At 65.0% G+C, this 18,434-nt stretch carries 17 protein-coding genes and 3 tRNA genes; 12 read left to right on the plus strand and 8 right to left on the minus strand.

The window, feature by feature from the left end; all coding sequences use genetic code 11:
- The 4 genes from EPD80_RS08150 to EPD80_RS08165 all read right to left on the minus strand — a co-directional run.
- Positions 1-494, minus strand: a 494-nt coding sequence (locus EPD80_RS08150; protein WP_142810994.1) for a GTP-binding protein, incomplete at its 3' end; no start/stop codon positions are given.
- Positions 495-556: 62 nt separating this feature from the next.
- Positions 557-631: transfer RNA gene (locus tag EPD80_RS08155), tRNA-Thr, on the minus strand.
- 38 nt (positions 632-669) lie between these two features.
- Positions 670-743, minus strand: a tRNA-Gly gene (locus EPD80_RS08160).
- A gap of 30 nt (positions 744-773) precedes the next feature.
- A tRNA-Tyr gene (locus EPD80_RS08165) sits at positions 774-855 on the minus strand.
- 186 nt (positions 856-1,041) lie between these two features.
- On the opposite strand from EPD80_RS08165, the gene EPD80_RS08170 reads away from it, so the two are divergent.
- The 8 genes from EPD80_RS08170 to ruvA all read left to right on the plus strand — a co-directional run bounded on the left by EPD80_RS08170 (position 1,042) and on the right by ruvA (position 11,681).
- Positions 1,042-2,112, plus strand: coding sequence for an HlyD family secretion protein (locus EPD80_RS08170; protein WP_142803781.1), 1,071 nt, complete (start codon positions 1,042-1,044; stop codon positions 2,110-2,112).
- Positions 2,112-4,880, plus strand: coding sequence for a ribosome-associated ATPase/putative transporter RbbA (gene rbbA, locus EPD80_RS08175; RefSeq protein ID WP_142803782.1), 2,769 nt, complete (start codon positions 2,112-2,114; stop codon positions 4,878-4,880). Before EPD80_RS08170 ends, rbbA begins: the two co-directional genes overlap by 1 nt.
- Positions 4,881-4,883: 3 nt before the next feature.
- Positions 4,884-6,005: an ABC transporter permease gene (locus tag EPD80_RS08180; protein WP_142803783.1), complete on the plus strand. Its 1,122-nt coding sequence runs from the start codon at positions 4,884-4,886 to the stop codon at positions 6,003-6,005.
- A 161-nt stretch (positions 6,006-6,166) separates the two neighbouring features.
- Positions 6,167-8,062, plus strand: coding sequence for a gamma-glutamyltransferase family protein (locus EPD80_RS08185; protein WP_390613087.1), 1,896 nt, complete (start codon positions 6,167-6,169; stop codon positions 8,060-8,062).
- A gap of 2 nt (positions 8,063-8,064) precedes the next feature.
- Complete coding sequence (locus tag EPD80_RS08190; RefSeq protein ID WP_185957746.1) at positions 8,065-8,664, plus strand: Maf family protein; 600 nt, start codon at positions 8,065-8,067, stop codon at positions 8,662-8,664.
- Entirely contained in the window at positions 8,661-10,118 is a 1,458-nt protein-coding gene (gene rng, locus EPD80_RS08195) for a ribonuclease G (protein WP_142810998.1), read from the plus strand. The genes EPD80_RS08190 and rng overlap by 4 nt, the downstream gene beginning before the upstream one ends.
- 10 nt (positions 10,119-10,128) lie before the next feature.
- Positions 10,129-11,070, plus strand: coding sequence for a prenyltransferase (locus tag EPD80_RS08200; RefSeq protein ID WP_142803786.1), 942 nt, complete (start codon positions 10,129-10,131; stop codon positions 11,068-11,070).
- Positions 11,067-11,681, plus strand: coding sequence for a Holliday junction branch migration protein RuvA (gene ruvA, locus EPD80_RS08205; protein WP_142803787.1), 615 nt, complete (start codon positions 11,067-11,069; stop codon positions 11,679-11,681). Before EPD80_RS08200 ends, ruvA begins: the two co-directional genes overlap by 4 nt.
- Positions 11,682-11,825: 144 nt before the next feature.
- Here the strand turns inward: ruvA and EPD80_RS08210 are convergent, their stop codons facing one another.
- The 4 genes from EPD80_RS08210 to EPD80_RS08225 are packed head-to-tail and all read right to left on the minus strand — an operon-like array spanning position 11,826 to position 15,680.
- The gene (locus EPD80_RS08210; protein ID WP_142803788.1) at positions 11,826-12,734 is read right to left on the minus strand and encodes an AEC family transporter; all 909 of its coding nucleotides are present in this window, start codon (positions 12,732-12,734) and stop codon (positions 11,826-11,828) included.
- A gap of 9 nt (positions 12,735-12,743) precedes the next feature.
- Positions 12,744-14,069: an ATP-dependent protease ATPase subunit HslU gene (hslU, locus tag EPD80_RS08215; RefSeq protein WP_142803789.1), complete on the minus strand. Its 1,326-nt coding sequence runs from the start codon at positions 14,067-14,069 to the stop codon at positions 12,744-12,746.
- Positions 14,066-14,602 carry an ATP-dependent protease subunit HslV gene (gene hslV / locus EPD80_RS08220; RefSeq protein WP_142803790.1) on the minus strand — a complete coding sequence of 179 codons (537 nt, stop codon included), beginning with the start codon at positions 14,600-14,602 and terminating at the stop codon, positions 14,066-14,068. Before hslV ends, hslU begins: the two co-directional genes overlap by 4 nt.
- A 13-nt stretch (positions 14,603-14,615) precedes the next feature.
- Positions 14,616-15,680 carry an STAS domain-containing protein gene (locus EPD80_RS08225; protein WP_142803791.1) on the minus strand — a complete coding sequence of 355 codons (1,065 nt, stop codon included), beginning with the start codon at positions 15,678-15,680 and terminating at the stop codon, positions 14,616-14,618.
- Positions 15,681-15,853: 173 nt separating this feature from the next.
- Here EPD80_RS08225 and ybgC point away from each other — a divergent pair, with 173 nt between their 5' ends.
- Genes ybgC through EPD80_RS08245 form a run of 4 tightly spaced genes read left to right on the plus strand, consistent with a single transcriptional unit; the run spans position 15,854 to position 18,376 of the window.
- Entirely contained in the window at positions 15,854-16,273 is a 420-nt protein-coding gene (gene ybgC / locus EPD80_RS08230; RefSeq protein WP_142803792.1) for a tol-pal system-associated acyl-CoA thioesterase, read from the plus strand.
- A gap of 19 nt (positions 16,274-16,292) precedes the next feature.
- Positions 16,293-16,967, plus strand: coding sequence for a protein TolQ (gene tolQ / locus EPD80_RS08235; RefSeq protein ID WP_142803793.1), 675 nt, complete (start codon positions 16,293-16,295; stop codon positions 16,965-16,967).
- A 16-nt stretch (positions 16,968-16,983) separates the two neighbouring features.
- The gene (locus tag EPD80_RS08240; protein ID WP_142803794.1) at positions 16,984-17,418 is read left to right on the plus strand and encodes an ExbD/TolR family protein; all 435 of its coding nucleotides are present in this window, start codon (positions 16,984-16,986) and stop codon (positions 17,416-17,418) included.
- Positions 17,419-17,425: 7 nt separating this feature from the next.
- Positions 17,426-18,376, plus strand: coding sequence for an energy transducer TonB (locus tag EPD80_RS08245; protein WP_142803795.1), 951 nt, complete (start codon positions 17,426-17,428; stop codon positions 18,374-18,376).
- The last annotated feature ends 58 nt before the right edge of the window (positions 18,377-18,434 follow it).

An 18,434-nucleotide genomic window follows, 5' to 3' on the forward strand; every position in this document is an offset into this window, starting at 1 on the left:
CCGGGGAAGTCGTACTTGGAGAGCAGCTCGCGCACTTCCATCTCGACGAGCTCGAGGAGCTCGGGGTCGTCGACCATGTCGCACTTGTTCATGTAGACGACGATGTAGGGCACGCCCACTTGGCGCGCCAGCAGGATGTGCTCGCGCGTCTGCGGCATCGGACCGTCGGCGGCCGACACCACCAGAATGGCGCCGTCCATCTGCGCCGCACCGGTGATCATGTTCTTGACGTAGTCGGCGTGGCCCGGGCAGTCGACGTGCGCGTAGTGGCGCTTCTCCGTCTCGTATTCGACGTGCGCGGTGTTGATCGTGATCCCACGGGCCTTTTCTTCCGGCGCCGCGTCGATGTCGTCGTACTTCTTCGCCTCGCCGCCGTAGTACTTCGACAGCACCGTCGTCAGCGCCGCCGTCAGCGTCGTCTTCCCATGGTCCACGTGACCGATCGTGCCCACATTCACGTGCGGCTTGGTGCGCTCGAACTTCGCTTTTGCCATGAAAGACCCCTATTTTTCCGAGACCCGCTCTGAAGAAGAATGACTGGTTACGTACCGTTTCGTGGTGCCCATGACGTGGATCGAACACGTGACCTCTCCCTTACCAAGGGAGTGCTCTACCACTGAGCTACATGGGCGTGCGCAACGAGAGCGTACGTACGACCTAAGGCTCGACTGGAGCGGGTGAAGGGAATCGAACCCTCGTCTTAAGCTTGGAAGGCTTCTGCTCTACCATTGAGCTACACCCGCTCGATACCCAAAACCGCTGCCATGTTCGTTTGGAGGGGGTAGGATTCGAACCTACGAAGGCTGAGCCGGCAGATTTACAGTCTGCTCCCGTTGACCGCTTGGGTACCCCTCCGCGAGAATCGGCATTATGGAGGACACTCGAGGAAAAGTCAACGCCTCAAAGCCTGATCGCACGAAACGCGGGGTTGACGATACCCCGCATTCCACTATATAAACGAATGGCGTACCCGTGCCGCTGCGGCATGAAAGCCCCGTGATCCGGCTGCATGTTTGCCCTCTTACCTCATCAGGATCCTCCATGCCCCCCCGTCTCAATACCCTGTTGACCCGTGCCATCCTCGTCGCCCTGCTCGCTGGCGGCGCCCTGTGGCTTTGGCAGCGTATCGAGCAATCGCGTAGCGACGACGGCATCGTATCGAGCAACGGGCGCATCGAGGCGATCGACGTCAACATCTCGGCCAAGCTGCCTGGGCGCATCGAGGATATCTTCGCCGACGAGGGCGATCTCGTCGCCAGAGGGCAGGTGGTGGCCAAACTCGACACCAGCGTGCTGGAAGCCCAGCTCCGTGAAGCACGGGCCCAGCACGATCGGGCGCGGATGGACCTCGAATCCGCTCGCAGCCTACTTGCCCAGCGCGAGGCCGACAAGGCCGCCACCGAGGCGCTCGTGGTGCAACGTCTGGCCGACCTCGACATGTTGCGCAAGCGGCTCGCCCGCACTCGGGAGTTGGCGAGGCAAGACATGGCCACCCAGTCCAGACTCGACGAGGATTCGGCCGCGGTCGATGCCACGCAGGCCGCCGTCGTGGCCGCCCGGGCCCAGGTGCGGGCCGCCGAGGCGGCGATCATCCAATCCCGAGCGGCCATCGCGGCCGCCGAAGCGCAAGTGGCGGCAACGAGCGCGAGCATCGAACGCATCCAGGCCGATATCGACGACAGCCTTTTACGCGCTCCCCGTGACGGTCGCGTCCAGTACCGCATCGCCCAGCCCGGCGAGGTGGTGGCCGCCGGCGGTGCCGTGCTCAATGTGGTCGACCTCTCCGACGTCTACATGACCTTCTTCCTGCCGACGCAAGTCGCCGGCAAAGTGGCGATCGGCTCGGAGGTTCGCCTCGTGCTCGATGCTTTCCCCCAGTACGTGATCCCGGCTACGGCGACTTTCGTCTCCGACGTGGCGCAATTCACGCCCAAAACGGTGGAAACGGCCGAAGAGCGGCAGAAACTGATGTTCCGGGTCAAGGCGAGCATCGACCCGGATCTGCTGCGCCAGCACCTGCCTCAGGTCAAGACGGGCTTGCCGGGCATGGCCTATCTCAAGCTCGATCCCCAGCGTGACTGGCCCGCCCACCTCCAAGTGAAGGTGCCCTGATGCGTGAGCCGGTCGCACGGCTGCAGGGGGTGAGTCTGGTCTACGGCAAGACTCGCGCCCTCGACGGGGTAGACCTCGACATCCCTTCCGGCTGCCGCGTCGGATTCATCGGCCCCGACGGGGTGGGAAAATCCAGCCTTCTCTCGCTCATCTCCGGGGCACGCGCCATCCAGCAAGGCAAGGTGTGGGTGCTGGGGGGCGACATGACCGACCCCCGCCACCGGCTGCAGGTCTGCCCCGACATCGCCTACATGCCCCAAGGTCTGGGCAAGAACCTCTATCCGACGCTTTCCGTGGCCGAGAACATCGACTTCTTCGGCCGCCTTTTCGGCCACGACGCGGCCGAGCGCAAACGGCGCATCGAGCAGCTCACCCGCGCCACGGGACTCTTCCCTTTTCTCGACCGTCCCGCCGGCAAGCTCTCGGGCGGCATGAAGCAGAAGCTCGGCCTGTGCTGCGCCCTCATCCACGATCCCGAGCTCTTGATCCTCGACGAGCCCACGACCGGCGTCGATCCCCTGTCGCGGCGCCAGTTCTGGGCCCTCATCGATGAGATTCGCGCCACGCGCGAAGGCATGAGCGTGCTCGTGGCCACCGCCTACATGGAGGAAGCGGCGCGTTTCGACTGGCTCGTGGCCATGGACGAGGGAAAAGTACTCGCCACCGGCTCGCCGCAGGAATTGCTCGAGCAGACCGGTAGCGACAACCTGGAACAGGCCTTCATCGCGCTGCTACCGGAAGAGAAGCGCCGGGGATATCGACCCGTCGAAATCGGATCGCTACCCGAGCGGGGCGACGAAGAGATCGCCATCGAGGCGAAAGATCTGACGATGCGTTTTGGCAATTTCGTTGCCGTCGACCACGTCAGCTTTCGCATCCGCCGTGGCGAGATCTTCGGCTTTCTTGGCTCGAACGGTTGCGGCAAGACGACGACGATGAAGATGCTCGCCGGGCTACTCACGCCCTCCGAGGGCAAGGCCTGGCTCTTCGGCAAGGAAGTCGACCCGCGCGACATCGATACGCGCCGCCAAGTGGGCTACATGTCGCAGTCCTTTTCGCTCTACGACGAGCTCACGGTGCGGCAGAACCTCGAGCTGCACGCGCGGCTCTACGGCATCCCCAAGGAGAAGATCGCCGATTACGTCCAGGAAGTGGTGCAGCGCTTCAGACTCTCGCGAATCATCGACGCCCTTCCCCCTTCACTGCCCCTGGGACATCGGCAGCGGCTGTCGCTCGCGGCCGCCGTCATCCATCGACCGAAAATATTGATCCTCGACGAGCCGACCTCGGGGGTCGACCCGGTGGCGCGCGACGGGTTCTGGAACCTCTTGCTCGAGCTGTCGCGCCGCGACGGCGTGACGATCTTCATCTCCACCCATTTCATGAACGAGGCGGAGCGCTGCGACCGCATCTCGCTGATGCATGCCGGGAAAGTGCTCGTCACGGGAGCGCCGGCCGAGATCGTGCGCGAGGGCGGTCACGAGTCGCTCGAAGCGGCCTTCATCGACCATCTGGAACGGGCTTCGCAAGAAGGGCGGCAAGCCGACGCCGCCCAAGAGCCGACCGCCATGAGCGGCGAAGAACGCAAACGCACGGCGGGTCTGACCGAAAAAACGCCGGTGCGGGGAACGACGCACACCACCTCCTTTTTCAGCCTGCGCCGGATGCTGAGCTACCTGGTGCGCGAAGCTCTGGAACTGCGTCGCGACCCGATCCGCCTGTCGCTGGCGCTGGTGGGCAACGCCATCTTGATGCTGGTGATGGGCTTTGGCATCACCATGGACGTGGAGGATCTGACCTTCGCCGTCCTCGATCGCGACCAGACCACGCTGAGCCAGTCGTACGCCCTCAATCTGGCCGGTTCGCGCTATTTCAGCGAGCAGCCTCCGATCGCCGACTACGAAGAAATGGACCGGCGAATGCGCTCGGGCAAACTGGGTCTGGCGGTCGAGATCCCGCCGGGCTTTGCACGCGACCTCGCGCACGGCAAACCGGTGGAGGTCGGAGCGTGGATCGACGGGGCGATGCCTTCGCGCGCGGAAACGATCCGTGCCTATGTCCAGGGCATTCACGCGCAGTGGCTCCAGACACAAGCGCGCGAACGTCACTTGCCCGACCCGACGCTGGCCACGATCGAGATCCGTTTCCGCTACAACCCGGACGTGAAGAGCATCGTCTCGATAGTACCCGCAGTCATCCCGCTGCTACTGATGCTCATTCCGGCGATGCTCGCCGCCTTGGCGATCGTACGCGAAAAGGAACTGGGGTCGATCACCAACTTCTATGTCACCCCGACGACGAGGATGGAATTCCTCCTCGGCAAGCAAATCCCCTACGTGATTCTCTCCCTCCTCAGCTTCGTGCTGCTGCTCGCGCTGGCCGAATTCGTCTTTCGCGTGCCCGTCAAGGGAAGCTACCTGGCGCTGTTCCTGGGTGCAATCTTGTATGTCATGGCCTCGACCGCCTTGGGTATATTGATCTCGAGTTTCATGCGCAGCCAGATCGCGGCGCTCTTCGCCACGGCGGTGCTCACACTGCTGCCGGCGACGCAATTCTCGGGCCTCATCGATCCGGTCTCCTCGCTCGAGGGCGGAGGTCGGCTGATCGGCGAAATCTATCCGACCACCCACTTCGTGGTCATCTCCCGCGGTACGTTCTCGAAAGCGCTGCACTTCCGCGATCTCACCGACGCCTTCGTACCGCTCGCGCTCGCCTGGCCCATCCTCTTTGGCTTGTCGGCGGCACTGCTGCGCAAACAGGAGCGTTGAACCGTGCGCTGGTCCCACGTCTGGCATCTCGGCATCAAAGAGTTCTACAGTCTGGGACGCGACCCGGTGCTGCTGGTGCTGATCCTCTATGTCTTCACTTTCTCCATCCATTCGCAGGCCACGTCGATTCCCGAAACGCTCAACAAGGCGCCGATCGCCGTGGTGGACGAGGATCGTTCGCAGCTCTCCGAACGCATCCTCCATGCCCTCTATCCGCCGTATTTTCTGCCGCCGGAGCGCATCGACACCGCCACGATGGACGCGCGCATGGACCGAGGGCTGGATACGTTCGCGCTCGACATCCCGCCGGATTTCGAGCGCGACGTGATGGCCGGCAAGAAACCGACGATCCAGCTCAACGTCGACGCCACCCGGATGAGCCAGGCGTTCACCGGCAGCGGCTACGTGCAGACCATCGTCAATGAAGAGATCGCGGCCTACGTCGCTCGCCACAAGGCGCAGGAACGCCAGCCCGTGGAGCTCAGCTTGCGTATCCGCTTCAACCAGGAATTGAACAAATCCTGGTTCGGCGGCATCATGGGCATCATCAACGAAGTGACGATGCTCTCCATCGTGCTCACCGGCGCAGCGCTCATCCGCGAGCGCGAACATGGCACGATCGAGCACCTCTTGGTCATGCCGGTCACCGCACTCGAGATCATGTTGAGCAAAATCTGGTCGATGGGGCTGGTCGTCCTGGTCGCCGCGACGCTTTCGCTCATCTTCGTGGTGCATTACTGGATCGGCGCGCCGCTGCAGGGTTCGGTACCACTCTTCGTGGCGGGAACCGCTGTCCATCTGTACGCCACCACGGCGATGGGCATATTCTTGGGCACGATGGCACGCTCCATGCCACAGCTCGGCCTGCTGCTCATGCTCATCCTGCTCCCCTTGCAGATGCTCTCCGGAGCGACGACGCCACGCGAGAGCATGCCTCAATTCGTCCAGGACATCATGCTGCTCGCACCGAACACGCATTTCGTGATGCTCGCCCAGGGCATCCTCTACCGCGGTGCGGGGTTCGACGTGGTCTGGCCGCAGTTTGCGGCGCTCGCGGTGATCGGCACGGTGCTTTTCCTCTCCTCTCTGATCTACTTCCGCAAGATGCTGGAGACGCAGCAGTGACGGTCGATCCCCGACTTCCCTCGGATCGAAGCCCCGCAATGAGAGGCGCCACGAACGGCCTAGGGCACGTGGACAGGGCAGTCTCGTCCTCAGCCCGGACGCACGCCACTCCCCGCTTGGCAGTGCGTCTCGGCACGCTCTTGTCCCTGATCGCCTCGAGCATGCTGCTCGTCGCAGGGGCGGCGGTGGCGCGCGCCGACACAGCGCTCCCCTGTGTCGCGCCACCACCGCCGGATACGTCTGCGCTCGTATCACCACGCCAGGCGACCGGCGCGCCCGAGGCTGCGAGCGGCTATACACCCAAGACCCTCGTGCGGGCGTCTCGAGCCATGGTGGTGGCCGCCAATCCCCTGGCCGCGGCGGCCGGCTGCGAGGTGCTGCGGCGCGGCGGCAGTGCCGTGGATGCGGCGGTGGCGACCATCGCGGTCTTGGGCTTGGTCGAACCGCAATCGGCCGGACTCGGCGGCGGCGGATTCCTGCTCGCTTGGGACGCCAAAACGCGGCGCCTGACGAGCTACGATGGTCGCGAGACGGCGCCACTGGCCGCCGACCCCTACGACCTGCTGCGCATCGCCCCCGAAGATCCCGCCCCACCCCTGCCGCTCACGCCCCAGACTCCGGCCAACGAACGGTTCGACGCGCTGCGCGCGAGCGGCCGCTCGATCGGCACACCGGGCTTAGTCCGCTTGCTCGAGCACGCGCATGCCGAGCACGGGCGTCGCCCCTGGGCCGAACTCTTCGCGCCGGCGATCCGCCTCGCCGAGCAAGGCTTTCCTCTTTCGCCACGCCTGGCGGCAGTGGCCACACCGCTCACCCGCTGGTTGCGGCTCGATGCCGAGGCCAGTGCTTGGCTCCTCACCCCCGAGGGCAAGGTAAAACCCGTGGGCACGATCCTCACCAATCCAGCCTACGCCCGCACGCTGAAAGAACTGGCGAGCGCCGGGCCGGATGCCTTCTACACGGGGCCGCTCGCGCAGGCGGTGGTGGCTCGGGCCCGCGCGGAGCACGGCGCCGACGGCACACCACTCACCCCGTCGAAACTCGCCGACGAGGATCTGGCTCGCTATCGGGCGATCGAGCGTCCTCCCGTATGCGCCCCCTATCGCGCCTGGTGGGTGTGCGGCATGGGGCCGCCCTCTTCGGGCGGCATCGCCGTGGGCCAGATCCTGGGCCTGCTCGAACGGTTTCCCCTCGCCCAACACCCCCCGGCAGCCGGTGCCGAGGGGGGCCTGCCGGACGCCCAGGCAGCGCACTGGCTCACCGAGGCGGAACGGCTCGCCTTCGCCGACCGCGACCGCTACGTGGCCGACCCGGCCTTCGTGCCCTTGCCCGGCGGCTCGCCCGATGCCTTGCTCGATCCGGACTATCTCGCCGGGCGATCCCGGCTCATCCGGGACGGGCAAAGCCTCGGCACGGCACCGGCCGGAACGCCGCTCGCCTCAGCGCCGCAGTACGCTGCAGGCCCGGCAATCGAGGAGCACGGCACCACCCACCTCGGTGTGGTCGACGCCGAGGGGAACGTGGTCGCCTTCACCGCCTCCATCGAATCGGCCTTCGGCTCGTTCCACATGGTCGGTGGGTTTTTTCTCAACAACGAGCTCACCGACTTTGCTCGGGAACCCTTCTCGGAGGGGGTTCCCGTAGCCAACCGGCTGGAGCCAGGCAAGCGCCCGCGCAGCTCCATGGCGCCGACGCTCGTCTTCAGCCGCGCTGCCGATGGCGGGCTGGGCGAATGGCTGCTCACCACCGGCTCACCGGGCGGTTCGGCCATCATTCCCTATGTGGCCCAAGCGCTGGTGGCACAGCTCGATTGGGGGCTCGATCCCTACGCCGCGGCGGCGCAGATCCACGTCGGGGCTTTCAACCGCCCCGAAACCTGGCTCGAAGACGGGCACCCCACCCCTGCGGCGGCGCTCGTCGAGGGTCTGCGGGCGCGGGGGCACGAGGTCGTGCGCCGCCCCCAACCCAGCGGCATCGCCACCATCTCCCGCACTCCCGACGGGAAACTGGAAGGGGCGGCCGATCCGCGCCGCGAGGGTCTCGCCCTGGGGTTCTGACCATGCTTGCACCGCTCTATCTCGCCTCGCAAAGCCCGCGCCGGCGCGAGCTCCTTGCCCAGCTCGGATGGGAAGTCCGGGTGATTCCATTGGAGGGCGAATGGGCAGACGAAACCCCTCATGCCGACGAGACGGCAACCGACTACGTGCTACGGCTCGCCCGAGCCAAGGCCGAAGCCGGCTGGCGGCGGCGCGAGGCGCTGGCACTGCCGCGCGGCCTGGTGCTGGGCGCCGACACCACGGTGCGCATCGACGGGCTGATCCTGGGTAAGCCGCGCGATGCCGACGAGGCGCGAGCCATGCTGCGGCGCCTTTCGGGTCGCCGGCACGAGGTGCACACGGGCGTGGCGATCACCGACGGCAGCCGTACGCACGCGCTCTGCTCGACGAGCCGCGTCTGGTTCACCACGCTCGCAGACGAGGACGTCGAACGTTATCTCGCCACCGAGGAACCTTGGGACAAAGCCGGTGCCTATGCGTACCAAGGACGCGCGGCGGCCTTCATCGAACGCATCGAGGGTAGCGCCTCGGGTATCATCGGCCTGCCGCTCTTCGAGACCGCGCGTCTGTTGTCCGTTTTCGGCTATCCTCCGTTCCCATGAGCAAAGAATTCCTCATCAACTGCACGCCGCAGGAGACGCGGGTGGCCGTGCTCGAACAAGGCGTGGTGCAGGAACTGCACGTCGAACGCCTGGCACACCGCGGGCTGGTCGGCAACATCTACCGCGGACGCATCGTCCGCGTGTTGCCGGGGATGCAATCGGCCTTCGTCGACGTGGGCCTGGAGCGCACCGCCTTTCTTCACATCACCGACCTGTGGCAGGCCGAGCGCCACCCGGAGTCGCCCCTCCGCATCGAGCGCCTGCTCGCCGAAGGCGAGGAGATCACCGTCCAGGTGCTCAAGGACCCGATCGGCAGCAAAGGCGCCCGGCTCACCACCCAGATCAGTCTGGCGGGGCGTTATCTCGTCTACCTTCCCCAGGAAAATCACATCGGCATCTCGCAGAAAATCGAGGGCGAGAGCGAGCGTGAGCTCCTGCGCGAACGGCTCATGGCGCTGTTGCCGCCCGAGGAGAACGGTGGCTACATCGTGCGTACCAATGCCGAGAATGCCACCGACGAGCAACTGGCCGCCGACATCGCTTATCTGCGCCGACTCTGGGCCGACATCCAGGGCGAAGCCATGCGCCGGCGCGCACCGGCGCTGATCCACGAAGATCTGGATCTGGCGCTGCGCGTGCTGCGCGACTTCGTCGATCGCGACACCACCCTCATTCGCATCGATTCACGCGAAAACGCCCAGCGGCTCCTCGCTTTCGCCGAGACTTACACCCCCCAGGTCGCCCCCCTCATCGAGCATTACCGCGGAGACCGGCCGCTCTTCGAGCTCTACAACGTCGATGACGAAATAGAGAAAGCCCTGTCGCGCCGGGTCGAACTGAAGTCGGGGGGCTATCTCATCTTCGACCAGACCGAAGCGCTCACCACCATCGACGTCAACACCGGCGCGTTCGTGGGCGCACGCAATTTCGACGAAACCATCCTCAAGACCAATCTCGAGGCGGCGCAGGCAATCGCGCGCCAATTGCGGCTGCGTAATCTCGGCGGCATCATCCTCGTCGATTTCATCGACATGACCAACCCCGAGCACCGCGAGCGCGTGCTCGAAGAGTTCAAGAAAGCCCTCTCGCTCGACCACACCAAGATCACGGTGAGCGGATTCACCCAGCTCGGTCTGGTGGAGATGACGCGCAAGCGCACGCGCGAATCCCTCATGCAGCAACTGTGCGAGCCCTGCCCCATGTGCGAGGGACGCGGTTTCGTCAAGAGTGCCGAGACGGTGTGTTTCGCCATCCTGCGCGAGATCCTGCGCGAGGCAAGACAATTCGCCGATGCCAAGGAGTTTCGCATCCTCGCCTCGCCCGCCGTGGTCGACCTCTTCCTGGAAGAGCAGTCGCAGGCGCTGGCGATGCTGTCCGATTTCATCGGCAAGGAGATCTCGCTGCGCAGCGACACCTGCTACACGCAGGAGCAATACGACATCGTGCTTTTGTGAGGGGTCGTCCATGCCCATCCGTTCCCTCTCTCTCGAACCCGATGCCCGTCTGCGTGCTCGCCCCATCGTCTGGCTGCTCGCCACGCGCCCGGCCTTTCTGGTGGTCACCCTCGTCGCGGTGCTGCTTGGGCTCGCGCTCACAGCTTACGAAGGCGCGGCGCTGCGACCCTGGGCGGCACTGGCCACGCTCGTCTTCGCCCTGATGGCCCACGCCGGGGCCAACGTGATCAACGATTATCACGATCGCGACACCGACGGACTCAATCACGACCGGCTCTATCCCTTCACCGGCGGCTCGCGTTTCATCCAGAACGAGGTGCTCACGGCGCGCGAAACCGCCTGGCTCGGTTACGGAGCGCTCGCCCTGGTGGTGCCGGCAGGGCTCGCGCTCGCCCTCACCAGCGGACCGCTGCTCGTCCCCATCGGTCTTGCAGGGCTATTCCTCGGCTGGGCTTATTCCGCGCCCCCTTTGCGGCTTGCCGGCCGGGGGCTGGGAGAAGTCGTCATCACCGCGGCCTGGCTGCTGGTGATCGTCGGCACGCACTACGTCCAGGTCGGCCATCTTTCCGCCGTGCCCGCCTTTGTGGGTCTGCCGTATGCGATCCTGGTCGCGGCCATCCTCTACGTCAATCAGTTCCCCGACGCCAAGGCGGATGCGGCTGCCGGCAAACGCACGCTGGTCGTGCGACTCGGTCCCGAGCGTGCCTCCCGCGGCCTGTCCCTGCTGGGTCTGTACGCCGGCGGCTGGCACCTCGGCCTCATCGGGGCCGGAGGATTGCCCCCCCTCGCGCTCGGCGCATTGTTGCCGCTGCTCGCCCTCGTGCCAGCCACGGACCATTTGAAAAAGCATGCCGGCGAGCCGGCAAAACTGCGTCCGGCCATCACCCGCACGCTTGCCGCCACCATCGGCTACGGCGTCGTGCTCACCCTCACCCTGTGGATTTCGGCATGATCGGACTCGTGCGCGGTATCGTCCGCGAAAAGGCCCCGCCTCGGATCCTCGTCGATACCGGACCCCTCGGCTACGAGCTGCTCGTACCCATGAGCACCTTTTACACCCTACCGGCGATCGGGCAGGAAGTGACGCTGCGCACGCATCTCCTGGTGCGCGAGGACGAACACCAGCTCTATGGCTTTGCCACGGAAGAAGAGCGCCATGCCTTCCGCCAGCTCATTCGCATCGCCGGCATCGGTGCGCGTACGGCGCTCGCCATCCTCTCGGGCCTGAGCGTGCGCGAGCTGCGCGAAGCCGTTTTGCTGCAAGACGGCGGTCGGCTCGTCAAAATTCCCGGCATCGGCAAGAAGACCGCCGAGCGCTTGCTGCTCGAGCTCAAGGACAAGACGGGATCGCTCCAACCCAGCGGCACGACCCCATCGACCGAGGCCGGTTCGATCGGTGCCTGCGCCGTAGAAGAGACCGTGCGCACCGAGATCGTCGCCGCACTCTTGGCGCTGGGTTACTCCGAGCGCGAGGCGCTGCGCGCCGTGGCAGACCTCCCGCCGCAGACCGACACAGCCTCCGGCATACGGCTCGCGCTCAAGTCCTTGGCGCCGGTGGGTTAGGGAGACGCTGAAGAAATGAGCGAGCGGGATGAAGCGCAAGGCGGAAGGTAGCGCAGCGACCGAGACATATTGAGTGGATAGGCGAGGGAGCAAGCACCGCGCAACGCAGCGATTCGCCCGCGCAGCCAATCATTCAGCGTTTCCTTAGCCCGGAGGGAAGAGCGCCAGCACCATCGCCAAGGCAAGCGGCAGAAAGAGCACCGCGGCCAGGTTGCCGACCAGAACGATGGACGCGACCTTGTCCGGTTCTTGGCCATAGCGTTCAGCGAACAGGTAATTGAGCACCGCTGGCGGCAGAGCACCGAAGATCACCAACAGCGCCGACTCGAGCGGCTCCAGGCGCACCCCCATCAACCGGTAGAGACCGATCATCGCCGCGGCGAGCGCCATGCCCGCGAGGGGGCGGGCCACGGCGACGATCGTCCCCAAACGCCAAGCGCGAATGGGCGTCTCGGCCAGGCGCACGCCGAGGCCGAAGAGCATGAGCGGAATCGAAATGTCACCCAACATCTTGATGGTGGTGAGCAAGGGCGGCCAAACCGTCCAACCCGCCGCGCCCACGGCAAGCCCGGCGAAAGCGGCCAGCAGCGTGGGCACGCGCCAGAGATGGAACAGCCGGGCACGGCGATCGAGCAACCACACTCCCAGGCTGAAGTGCAACAAGTTGCTGACGATGAAGAGCACCACCATGGGGGGCAAAGCCACCTCACCAAAGGTCAACAAGGCGAGAGGCAAGCCGAGATTACCGCAATTGTTGAACATCATCGGAGGGGCGAGCGTCCGCACCTCCTGCCGCAGGTGACGGGCAAGTCCCCACCCCATCAGCCCCGAGCCGCACACGAGGACCGCGGCAGCAAGCACGAGGGACAGATACTCCCTGACATCGACATGCCGGCCGGCGAGCGCGGCGAAGACGAGCGCCGGGGTGAAGACGTCCATGTTGAGCCGGTTCGCTCCCGAGAGCTCGGGGCGGTGGCGCTTGCCGACGACGTAGCCCAACGCCACCAAGGCGAAGAGGGGGAAGAGGATTTCGACGATGCGCTGTGCGAGCACGACCGTGCCTCACAGCACGTAGCGTGCCAGATCCTCGTCGCCAGCCAAATCGGCCAGCCGCCCATCGACGTAGGCAGCATCGATCACCACCGGTGGCAGCGGCTCCCCTCCGGCACGGAAAGAAACTTCTTCGAGGAGTTTCTCCATCACCGTGTATAGACGCCGCGCACCGATGTTCTCGACGCGCTCGTTCACCGCCCAGGCGATCTCGGCGAGCCGTCGCACACCGTCGGGGGCGAATTCGAGTTCCACCCCGTCGGTGGCCAACAGCGCCCGGTACTGCTCCACCAGGCTCGCTTCCGTCTCGGTGAGGATGCGCACGAAGTCGTCTACCGTGAGGCTGTCGAGCTCGACCCGGATGGGGAAGCGCCCCTGCAGCTCGGGAATGAGGTCGCTCGGTTTGCTCAGGTGGAAAGCGCCCGAAGCGATGAAGAGGATATGGTCGGTGCGCACCATGCCATACTTGGTGGCCACGGTGGTTCCTTCCACCAGCGGTAGCAAATCGCGCTGCACACCCTGGCGCGAGACGTCGGTCCCTGCCGATTCCTGGCGCGCGGCGATCTTGTCGATCTCGTCGAGAAAGACGATGCCGTTTTGCTCCACGGCCTGCAGTGCTTCCTGCTTGAGCTCTTCGTCATCGACCAGCTTGGCGGCCTCTTCTTCCGTGAGCACTTCCATCGCCTCGCACACCCGCATCTTGCGCGTGCGCCGCTTGCCGCTGCCCAGCGTCTGAAAAAGCCCCTGCAGCTGCTGAGTGAGCTCTTCCATGCCTGGCGGGCCGAAGATCTCGGCACGCACGGCGGGTGAGACCACCTCGATTTCGATCTCTTTTTCGTCGAGCTGGCCTTCGCGCAGCATCTTGCGGAATTTCTGCCGCGTGGCGCTCTCGGTCGGCACCGGCTCGTCGCCGAAGGAACGCGCCGGCGGCAGCAACACGTCCAGGATGCGATCCTCGGCGGCGTCACGCGCTCGGTCGCGCACTCGACGCATGGCCCGCTCCTTGGCCTCTTTCATGGCGATTTCGACCAAATCACGGATGATGGTGTCGACGTCGCGCCCCACGTAGCCGACCTCGGTGAATTTCGTGGCCTCGATCTTGATGAAAGGTGCATTGGCAAGCCGCGCGAGCCGTCGGGCGATCTCGGTCTTGCCCACGCCGGTGGGACCGATCATGAGGATGTTCTTGGGGGTGATCTCGTGGCGCAGCGGCTCGGGCACCTGGGCGCGGCGCCAGCGGTTTCTGAGCGCCACGGCCACGGCGCGCTTGGCCTCGTGCTGGCCGACGATGTACTTGTCGAGTTCCGAGACGATCTCGCGGCAGGTGAGCGGGGTCATTCCAGCACCTCGATGACGTGGTTTTGATTGGTGTAGATGCACAGATCACCGGCGATGCGCAAGGATTCGGCGACGATCTCTCGTGGCGGCAGCGCGGTGTGGCGCAATAGCGCCTGGGCCGCCGCCTGGGCATAAGCTCCACCCGAGCCGATGGCGACGATCCCCTCCTCGGGTTCGAGTACGTCACCATTGCCAGTCAGGATGAGGGAATGCTCGCGGTCGGCCACCGCGAGCATGGCCTCCAGCCGGCGCAGCATGCGATCGGTGCGCCAATCCTTGGAGAGCTCGACCGCGGCGCGCAGCAGATGTCCTTGGTGCTTCTCGAGCTTGGACTCGAAGCGCTCGAAAAGGGTGAAGGCGTCGGCCGTGGCCCCGGCGAAACCGGCGAGGACCTTGCCGTGATAGAGCGTGCGCACCTTGCGCGCCGTGGCCTTGACGACCACGTTACCCAGAGTGACCTGCCCGTCGCCCCCCAGCGCCACCATGGTGCCGCGGCGCACCGACAGGATCGTGGTGCCGTGATAGGGTTCCATGAGACTCCTTCGGTTAATAGACTTTCGTTTGGATCGTGGCGACTTGACTCATGCTCAGTACATCGAAGAGGGCGTTCACCACTTGGCTGACGTTGCGCAGGATCACCTGCTTGCCTTGCCCCTTGAGCGCGGCGAAGGCATTGTAGAGCATGCCCGCAGCGACGAAATCCACACGACGGAGGTCGCGACAATCGATGACGATGGAGTCGTGATCGCGAGAATGATTCAGGATCTCCTGTACCAGGTCGCTGATCGAGCGCTCGTCTACGTCTCCCGTCAGCGCCAACTCGCCTTCCGGAACATCGGGCACGGCAGAGGCATCGCCGGCAGGAGAGGATTCGGCTCCGACACAGGCCGGATCGCTCATCCATACGGGCGGAATGGCCTCGAAGGTTCCGGCAAAATCGACCACCAGCGATTCGGCCCGCTCCATTTGCCCCGCTGCAGTACGCCAAACGATCTCCAACTCCCATAGGGCACGGTCGTCACCTGCCTTGCGGCGCGCTTGCTCCAGCACCGAAAGGGCGACATCGAGGCGTAGCCATCGAATCTTGACCCCTTTGTCGAGCAATTTTTTTAGCAAGGCCAACAACAAGGCCGCCCCCGAGGGCTCGATCCGACGCAATCGGGCAGCATCCAGACGAATTTCCGAGGCCGCTTTGGTCAAGCGCAACAGCCGCTCCTGTAACGGAGCGAACGCAGAAGCATCCAGGTTCATGGGCAAGACGACCAGAGGGGCACCAGGCAGCTTGGATCCATGAGCCTCGCCGTCGTCACCGAGCACGGGGGGAGAGCATCCGAAGTGCACGGCGTAGGCCAGCGCCGCCTCCTCGAATCGTTTGCGATCCCCACGGGCCGCAAGCATGTCGAACAGCACCCACCACGCCTCTTTGGGCGCGGCGCTATCGGCGAGAAAGCGCTCCAGGGTCGAGAGAGCAGAGACCTCGTCCCCTCGCGCCCAATACATCCCCGCCTCCTGCACGGCGTCTCGCCCCATGAACAGGTCTTCGACTGCCAGGGCCGTCGCGGCCAAGGCGTCCTCTTCGAAGGCGAACGGATCGTCCGGATCGTGGTTCATACCGCAGGGCTCCTCCCGATCTTTGCAGTCTACCTGCAGAATCGCGCCACGCCAATCTCCAGAGGCACGGCGAACGATCTTCCCTGCGGCGCAACCACAGGTTTGCCGACCGCGGCGCTCGGCGATTCTTCAAGGGTCTGGCCCCCGGCCGATACGCTATAATCGGCTTCATCATGGATCCCTCTGCCCCTGCCGCTGCCCACACGCTCGAGATCCGCGTCTATTACGAAGACACCGATTGCGCCGGTGTCGTCTATTATGCCAACTATCTCCGTTTTTGCGAGCGCGGGCGCACCGAATTTTTGCGCGCCCTCGGTTTCTCGCAAAGTCGGCTGATGCGCGAACACGGAATCGGGTTCGTCGTGCATCGGCTGCAGGCGCACTATCGCCACCCGGCACGGCTCGACGACCGGTTACAACTGGTAACCCGCGTACACGCCTTGGCGCGCGCCAGCATCGTCTTTACACAACGGCTCTGGCGCGATACGCTGCCGATCTTCGACGCCGAGGTCACCGTGGCCTGCGTCGATCTGCAGCGTGGCCGGCCAGTCGCGCTTCCAGCCGTCTTACGCACGCAGATCCCCCTTTCCTGAGCCCACCATTCCGTCCACCATGAACGTCACCACCGATTTGTCGTTTACCCATCTGATCCTGCAAGCCAGCGTGCCGGTCCAACTGGTCATGCTCATCCTCGTCCTGTTGTCGGTCATGTCCTGGTACTGGATTTTCCGCAAGATTTTCCAAGTCCGGCACGCACGCCGACGCACCGATGCCTTCGAGACGAGTTTCTGGCAGGGTAGCGACCTCGAAACGCTCGCGCGCATGACCGAAACACGCCTACAACATGCCGGTCCCATGGAGCTCGTCTTCCTTGCCGCATGGCGCGAATTCCTGCGCCAGCGCAGTCGCTCGCTCGACCCTGCGGCCGAACTCGAGAGCGTTCGCCGGGCCATGCGCGCTGCCTATCAGCGCGAAATGGACGAACTGGAGGCACACCTGTCCTTCCTCGCCTCCACCGCTTCGGTGGCACCCTACATCGGCTTGCTCGGCACGGTCTGGGGCATCATGAACTCCTTCCGCGGCCTGGCGAACATGACTTCGGCCACGCTGTCGCACGTTGCACCGGGCATCGCCGAGGCGCTCATCGCCACGGCGATCGGCCTCTTCGCCGCCATTCCCGCAGCGGTGGCCTACAACCACTTCACCCATGACATCGAGCGCCTGTCGGTACGCATCGAGACTTTCATGGAAGAACTGACGAACCTGCTGCAACGGCAGCTGCGCTGACGCCGGAGGCATTCCGATGGCCAAACGCAAGTTGATGAACCAGATGAACGTCGTACCCTACATCGACGTCATGTTGGTGCTCCTGGTGATCTTCATGGTCACCGCCCCCATGATCCAGCTGGGCAACGTCGAGCTGCCCAGCGTGGGCAATCTGCCTGCACCTCCCTCGCAAGCAGCGATCGTGATCGTGCGGGCCGACGGTAGCCTTGCACTCAAGCCGAACCCCGCCGCGCCCGAAAAGAACGTCGACGGGCCGACGCTTCTGCGCGAGCTACAGGCGCTCAAAGCCAAGGATCCGAACCTGGCGATCGTCGTGGCCGGAGATCGTCGTGCCACCTACGAGAAAATCATGGACACGCTCGACCGGCTGCGCAACGAAGGCTACACCCGCATCAGCTTGCAGACGAGCAGTTCCCCGCGATCGCCGACCGGAGGCGCCACCGCGCCCTGAGCCCCTCATGGCAGAGCCTTTTTTCCGCTCCTCCGCCCCCTCGCCCCGTCGCAGCAGGCAAGGCAAACTGCTTGCCATGATGCTTGCCGTGGGGCTGCACCTGCTGCTCCTATCCTTCATCGCTTTCTCGGTTCGATGGAAAGTCGGCGAGCCCTCGCCCTTGCTCGTCGATCTCGTGGCCGCACCACAGGCCGCCCACACACAGCTCGCCAAAAACCCGGACCCCACCCCGGGTCCTCAGCCGGCACCCAAGCCCGAGCCCAAACCGGAACCCGCTCCACCCAAACCGGAACCTCGTCCGGAGCCCCCCAAGCCCCTGCCGGAACCGAAACCCGAGCCCAAACCGGAACCGCCCAAGCCGGCGCCGGCGCCTCCGCCCAAGCCCGAGCCGCCCAAAGCCGAACCCAAGCCCTCCGCGCTGGAGAAACCCGACATCGCGCTCAAGGAAGAGGCGAAAAAACCCGAACCCAAGAAAGAACCGCCCAAGGAAGAACCGAAGAAAGAGCCGCCCAAACCGGAAAAAGAGCCCCCCAAGCCCGAGCCGAAGAAACCCGAACCGAAGAAGGAACCGCCGCTCGACGACTTCGCCAAGCTCGCCGAGGCGCGCTTGCGCCAGCAAAGCCCCAACGCGCCAGCGCAGACTCCGAGCACCGGTGGCGCCCCCGGTGGCCCGTCGGAGCAGGCCCGCGCCACCTACATCGACCAGATCCGCGCCAAGGTGCGAGGCAACATCGTCGTTCCACCGGGCGTGCAAGGAAACCCGGAAGCGGTATTCATCGTCGACCAGCTGCCGGACGGGACGGTCATCAACGTCCGCCTGGTACAATCCTCCGGCAATCCGGCGCTCGACGCCGCCCTCGAGCGCGCGATCCGGCGCTCCAGCCCCCTGCCGCTACCCGAAGACAAGCGGCTCTTCGAGCGCACCCTCACTCTCAAGCTGCGGCCATTGGCGCAATGAGCACGTGAATGCGTTGCCAGCAAAGGGAATTTGTGCAAAACTTGCCGCTTCGAATCTT

The sequence above is a fragment of the Tepidiphilus olei genome (assembly GCF_006980705.1).
Taxonomy (GTDB): Bacteria; Pseudomonadota; Gammaproteobacteria; order Burkholderiales; family Rhodocyclaceae; genus Tepidiphilus; species Tepidiphilus olei.